We start from the raw sequence: 6,000 nt of genomic DNA, 5'->3' as shown, positions 1-6,000 counted from the left end.
TTGCCGACCTCCTCGATGGACTTGACGACGCGGACGCCGCCCTTGCCCTCGGGGTTGTCCTTGAAGCGGCCGGCGCCGCGGCCGCCCGCGTGGATCTGCGACTTCACGACCCACACCGGGCCGCCCAGCTCGCGGGCGACGGTCTCGGCTTCCTGCGGGGTGTAGGCGACGCCGCCGCGGGGCACCGCGACGCCGTACTTCTTCAGCAGGCCTTTGGCCTGATACTCATGGATGTTCATCGGGCGTCCATCTGTTTTTATGGTCGGCTGACAGAGTGTGGTCGGCTGACGATGGGCGAAGATCGGGCAGGCGTTTCCTGCTGGCGGACGCACCAGGGCGCAAGTCTTCGGGGGGACGAGTCCTTCAGGAAGCCTTACGCCGGCTGGCGCGAACAACCGCGATCACTGTACCACCCGGAGCGGACGGTTCAACCGTCCACCCCGGGCGATGAGGCCGCAGGCCGTCGCGCAGGCAAAAAACAGGCCGCCTTAGGAGGCGGCCTTCTCAGCCTGCTGCTTCTTGACCACCTCGACGAGCTGCTTCACAGCGTCGACCGAGTGATCGAACATCTTCTTCTCTTCCGCGGAGAGATCGATCTCGATGATCTTCTCGACGCCGCCGGCGCCGATGATCGTCGGGACGCCGACGTAGAGGTCGTTCTGGCCGTACTGGCCGGTCAGGTAGGCGGCGACCGGAACGACGCGCTTCTGGTCCTTCAGGTAGGACTCGGCCATCTGGATGGCGGATGCGGCCGGGGCGTAGAAGGCCGATCCGGTCTTCAGCAGCTTGACGATCTCGGCACCGCCGTCGCGGGTGCGCTGCACGATGGCGTCCAGCTTCTCCTGCGTGGTCCAGCCCATCTTGACCAGATCCGGCAGCGGGATGCCGGCGACGGTCGAGTAGCGGACGAGCGGGACCATGGTGTCGCCGTGGCCGCCCAGCACGAAGGCGGTGACGTCCTCGACCGACACCTTGAACTCGTCGGCCAGGAAATAGCGGAAGCGGGCCGAGTCGAGCACGCCGGCCATGCCGACGACGCGCTCCGGCGGAAGGCCGGAGGCCTGCTGGAGCACCCACACCATCACGTCCAGCGGGTTCGTGATGACGATGACGAAGGCGTTCGGGGCGTGCTTCTTGATGGCCTCGCCGACGGTCTGGCAGACGCCGGTGTTGATGCCGATCAGGTCGTCGCGGCTCATGCCCGGCTTGCGCGGCACGCCGGCGGTGACGATCACGACGTCGGCGCCTTCGATGACCGAATAGTCGTTGCCGCCGCTGAGCTTGGCGTTGAAGCCTTCGACCGGCGAGGTCTCAGCCAGGTCGAGGGCCTTGCCCTCCGGCATGCCTTCCGCGATGTCGAACAGGACGACGTCGCCGAGTTCCTTCTGGGCAGCGAGCAGAGCCAGCGTGCCGCCAATCTGGCCGGCGCCGACGAGCGCAATCTTCTTGCGAGCCATGGAGCGTTTCCCTAAGCGTGAGCGTCCCCCATTCAGCGGAGGACAGAACCGATTGAGTGTAGCGTCCTAGGGGTCCAGCGCCCTGAGATTTCGAGGGCGGTTCCTAGCGCGATTCCGGCCCGAGAGCAAGCGTGACCGCAAGCACGGGACGCGGAACTGTGCAATCGATTACGGCGAATGGCCGCAACGGCAAACAGGAATTTGGTGTTGCGGGTGCGGCGCACTATTCTTTGGATAGGTTTTGAAGGCCGTTCGGGATTGGGGGTAAGAACCATGATTCGCTTTGCACCGGCATTTTGCCTGACCATGACGCTGGCGCTGGGAAGCGGCGGCGCGGCTTTGGGACAAACCGTCGCAGACTATGAGGCCGCTCTGGCCAAGGCGCCGCTGAATGAAGCGGCCGGCGCTCCGTCGGATATGCCGTCGGCCACCGACATCCTGTATTGCCGGCCCGTGTCGAACTACGTGTACACGTCCGTCCCGCCGGGGGAGCGCAGCGGAATCGTGGTGCCTCTCGTGGCCTTCGACGGGCCTGCCGACCCGGCGACCCTGCGCAAGCGCGACCTGTGCGAGACGGTGCGCCGGATGGCGGTGATCCAGTTCGATTCCGGGTCGGGCGAGGAGATCGTCACCCCGCCGCAGCTGATCGACACCGACCCGTCGCGCCCGCTGTATCAGAACGATCCGACGCTGGCTCCCGACACGCGGCGCGCGCCAGCCCGCCGGCCGCTGGAAATCCAGTAGCGCTGAAGTCGGCGGCGACCTTCGGCGTCAGGAGCGGACGCCGTAGAGCGCGAGGTGGCGGGCCATGTCCGCCGCGGGCAGCGGGTAGTCGGTGCCCTGGCGGGCGTTCAGCACGGCGCGCGGCGGGATACCGGCGGCGCGGACCTGCACCCGCATGGCGCAGCGCATCGAATAGCCCGCCCGCCAGGTCACCGCGGCGACCTCCGCCGCGGTGACCGCGTCCAGATCGGTGCGGCGCAGCAGCAGGTCGGCCACCGAGTCGTCGACGGACTCCGCCAACCGCAGGGCCAGCCGTTGCGGCAGGGCGGGCCGGCCGGCCAGCTTTGCCTGCCAGTCCGGATGACCGCCCGACCGCTCCACCAGATCCTCCAGCCGGTCGTCCGGGATGACCGCGCCGTCGTTGTCCAGCAGGACGCCCGTGGCCTCCGCGTCGCCCGTGTCGACGATGGCGCAGGACAGCGGCGCGCTGACCGCCGGCCGCCGTGCGATGGCCGACAGCGCCCAGCCTGCGGGGTGGCTGGCGATGATCTCCAGCAGGTCGTCGTCGGTCAGGGTGGCGCAGCAATGGAGGATCGGCTCCGCCACCGAGCGTTCCACGTCGCGGGCCAGCGTGCGCGCCACGGCGGGCGGGGCGCAGGCGACGTCCTTCAGAGCCCCAGCCAGCGCCGTCCGCACATGGGCCGCGTGATCGCGGGCCAGCCGCTCCAGCGTGCGCAGGGCGGTGGCGGTGGCCTTGTCCTGGCGGTCCGGGGGCAGGTCGGGCAGCAGCCGGCACAGCTTGCGCGCCAGATGCGCGCGAACCCCGGCATCGCCCATCCCGGCCCGCCGCGATTCGATCAGCGCCGTGCCGACGCGGCGGCGGGCCGGTTCCGGCGCAGGAGGAGCGGGGGGAGAATCGTCGAACAGATAGCCGAGCAGGTCCGGGTCCACCCCGTCGTCCGCGCAGGGGTCTGCCCGCGGCGCCGAGCGGGCCGTGTCGGGACGGTCGTCCCCTTGATCGGAGTGGAGGGCCTGACGTGGCTGCATCCGGATATCCAACGACGGGCCGGTTAACGGGACGCTAACGGAGCCGACCTTGTCATCGGCGCCCGGCGCAAGCAACCAGACCCTGCGCCACCGGTCCTTCCGTCGGGTTGTGGTGTCGAAGCGTCGAAAAGCGAAGGTTGAAAAGAAAAAGGGCCGCGACCCCGATGGGGCGCGGCCTTGAAGAGTTTAGGGAGGAAACGCACTGCAAAAGCAGTAACGGGGCGGATCATAGGCTTTGACCTTGGCGGATGGTAATACCAAGTTGGTATTGGTGCGGTGCGGTGTGCGCATGGCGATGCGGGAATAAAATGTTGTTTGCCCAGAGGGTGGGCAGGATTTCGACCGTTTGCACACATTCGAGCCGCATGGCCGGATGATGGAAACGCAAACGATCGGACCAACAATATTGTTTGTGACGGGAACGGTGGCGGGTGAAGTCTCGCCGAATGCTGAGCGACATCCACGCAGGCATGCCCTGGAGCACCGCCTCCCTTGGGTGCAGTTCATGCGTTTGACGAATTGTTTGCGAGGCGTGTCGGTCCGCTGGAAAATCCTCCCCCGCGGCGGGCCGCGGCGCGGGGGAGGGGAAAGGGAGACGATGCTCAGGCGGCCAGCTTCTCGCGGATCAGGGCCTTGGTCTCGTCCAGGCCGTAGAGCTGGATGAAGGAGCCCATGCGCGGGCCGGTGGTCTGGCCGAGCAGCACCTCGTAGAGCGCCTGGAACCAGGCGCGCAGCTCGGTGAAGCCATGCTCCTTGCCGACCGCGAAGACCTCGTTCTGGATGACGTCGCCCGCCGCGTCGGCAGGGATGCCGTCCAGACGCTTCAGCAGGTCCTCCAGCGCGGCGCGCTCGGCGTCGGTGGGGGCGCGGAAGCGCTTCGTCGGCTTCACCTGATCCTGGTAGTAGCGGACGGCGTAGCCGACCAGCTTGTCCAGGAAGGGGCTGTTCTCCGGCGTCGCCTCGGGCGCGTAGCGGCTGATGAAGCCCCACATCACGTCCTTGGTCTCGGCGTTCGCCGCCCCGGCGAGGTTGAGCAGCAGGTTGAAGGACACGTCCGAGCGCACCGCCGGCGCCGTGCCGTTGTGGATGTGCCAGGCCGGGTTCTCCAGCGCCTTGGCCGGCTCCTCCACCGGCAGCTTGGCGACGAAGGCCAGATACTCGTCCACCGCCCGCGGGATCACGTCGAAATACAGGCGCTTGGCCGACTTCGGCTTCTGGAACATGTAGAGGGCGAGGCTCTCCGGCGGGGCGTAGGCCAGCCACTCCTCCATGGTCAGGCCGTTGCCCTTGGACTTGGAGATCTTCTGCCCCTTGTCGTCGAGGAACAGTTCGTAGTTGAAGCCCTGCGGCGGGGTGCCGCCGAGGATGTTGACGATCTTCCCGGCCAGCTCGGCCGACGGGATCAGGTCCTTGCCGTACATCTCGTAATCGACGCCCAGCGCGTACCAGCGCATGCCCCAGTCGGGCTTCCACTGGAGCTTCACATGGCCGCCGGTGACGGGAACCTCGACCTTCTTGCCGTCCTCGTCCTGGAAGACGATGGTGCCGGCGTCCACGTCGCGCTCCAGCACCGGGACCTGCAGCACGCGCCCCGTGGAGGGGGAGACCGGCAGGAACGGGCTGTAGGTCTGCTGGCGCTCCTCGCCCAACGTCGGCAGCATGACGGCCATGATCTCGTCATAGCGCCGCAGCACGCCGAGCAGCGCCTCGTCGAAGCGGCCCGACTTGTACCAGTCGGTGGAGGACTGGAACTCGTACTCGAAGCCGAAGCTGTCGAGGAAGGCACGCAGCCGCGCGTTGTTGTGCGCGCCGAAGCTGTCGTGCGTGCCGAAAGGGTCGGGGACCTGGGTCAGCGGCTTGCCGAGGCTGGCGGCGACCAGCTCCTTGTTTGGGATGTTGTCCGGGACCTTGCGCAGCCCGTCCATGTCGTCGGAGAAGCAGAACAGCTTCGTCGGGATGTCGCTCATCCGCTGGAAGGCCTGGCGGACCATGGTGGTGCGCGCCACCTCGCCGAAGGTGCCGATGTGCGGCAGGCCCGACGGACCGTAGCCGGTCTCGAACAGGACGTAGCCTTTGGCCGGCGGCTCCTTCGCGAAGCGCGCGACCAGTTTGCGCGCCTCCTCGAACGGCCACGCCTTCGCCTGCAACGCCAATTCCCGCTCGCCGGTCATGGTAGAGCCCCTTCAAAACTCGACGGAAGTGTAGAAAGGCAGCGACCCTAGGGCCGTCCGCGCCGTCCGTCAACGGGCGCCGCGCTTGTTCGCACCGCCGTTCGGGCGCATCTCTGGATGTGGATCACCCGCCGAGGACCCGCATGAGCTGGCTGTTTCTCTCCGTCGCCATCGCCTTCGAGATCGTGGGCACCGTCGCCATGAAGATGTCCGACGGCATGACCCGCCTGTGGCCCAGCCTGGCGGTGGTGGCCTGCTATCTGGTGGCCTTCGCCATGCTGGCCCAGGCGCTGCGCGAGATCGAGGTCGGCGTGGCCTACGCCATTTGGTCCGCGGTGGGCACGGCGGCCATCGCGGCGATCGGCGTGTGGGTGTTCGGTGAGTCGCTCAGCTTCCTGAAGCTGGCGGGGATTCTGCTGATCGTGGCGGGTGTGGTGAGTCTGCGGATGTCGGGAGGAGGGGCGTAGGGGGCGCTTGTTCCGATAACAGGCTTTGCCATATCCTTATTATCGCCATTAACGTCCTTCTGTAAGTTGACTTATGAAAGTATCCCCGACTTTACAGATTGAGCGGTTAAACCGACTTATTGCAGAGGGGATAGC

At 67.1% G+C, this 6,000-nt stretch carries 6 protein-coding genes; 2 read left to right on the top strand and 4 right to left on the bottom strand.

Annotated elements, in window-relative coordinates:
• A partial coding sequence (locus AC1DVI_RS29375; RefSeq protein WP_476960971.1) for an ATP-grasp domain-containing protein occupies nt 1–239 on the bottom strand: 239 nt, incomplete at its 3' end.
• A 249-nt stretch (nt 240–488) separates the two neighbouring features.
• Entirely contained in the window at nt 489–1,457 is a 969-nt protein-coding gene (mdh, locus tag AC1DVI_RS29370) for a malate dehydrogenase (protein WP_149168046.1), read from the bottom strand.
• 273 nt (nt 1,458–1,730) lie between these two features.
• On the opposite strand from mdh, the gene AC1DVI_RS29365 reads away from it, so the two are divergent.
• Nucleotides 1,731–2,201, top strand: coding sequence for a hypothetical protein (locus tag AC1DVI_RS29365; protein ID WP_476960970.1), 471 nt, complete (start codon nt 1,731–1,733; stop codon nt 2,199–2,201).
• A gap of 27 nt (nt 2,202–2,228) precedes the next feature.
• Here AC1DVI_RS29365 and AC1DVI_RS29360 read toward each other — a convergent pair whose 3' ends face one another.
• Nucleotides 2,229–3,227, bottom strand: coding sequence for a DUF2336 domain-containing protein (locus AC1DVI_RS29360; protein WP_476960969.1), 999 nt, complete (start codon nt 3,225–3,227; stop codon nt 2,229–2,231).
• Nucleotides 3,228–3,829: 602 nt separating this feature from the next.
• Nucleotides 3,830–5,398, bottom strand: a complete 1,569-nt coding sequence (locus AC1DVI_RS29355; RefSeq protein ID WP_038529608.1) for a lysine--tRNA ligase — start codon at nt 5,396–5,398, stop codon at nt 3,830–3,832.
• 143 nt (nt 5,399–5,541) lie between these two features.
• Here AC1DVI_RS29355 and AC1DVI_RS29350 point away from each other — a divergent pair, with 143 nt between their 5' ends.
• A complete protein-coding gene (locus AC1DVI_RS29350) occupies nt 5,542–5,865 on the top strand; it encodes a DMT family transporter (RefSeq protein ID WP_145622824.1) in 324 nt (107 codons plus the stop codon).
• Nucleotides 5,866–6,000 lie beyond the last annotated feature (135 nt).

Source organism: Azospirillum sp. P4_B5, from assembly GCF_056402275.1.
The sequence above is the reverse complement of the archived record's forward strand: the minus strand, read 5'-3'. Positions and strand labels throughout refer to the sequence as shown.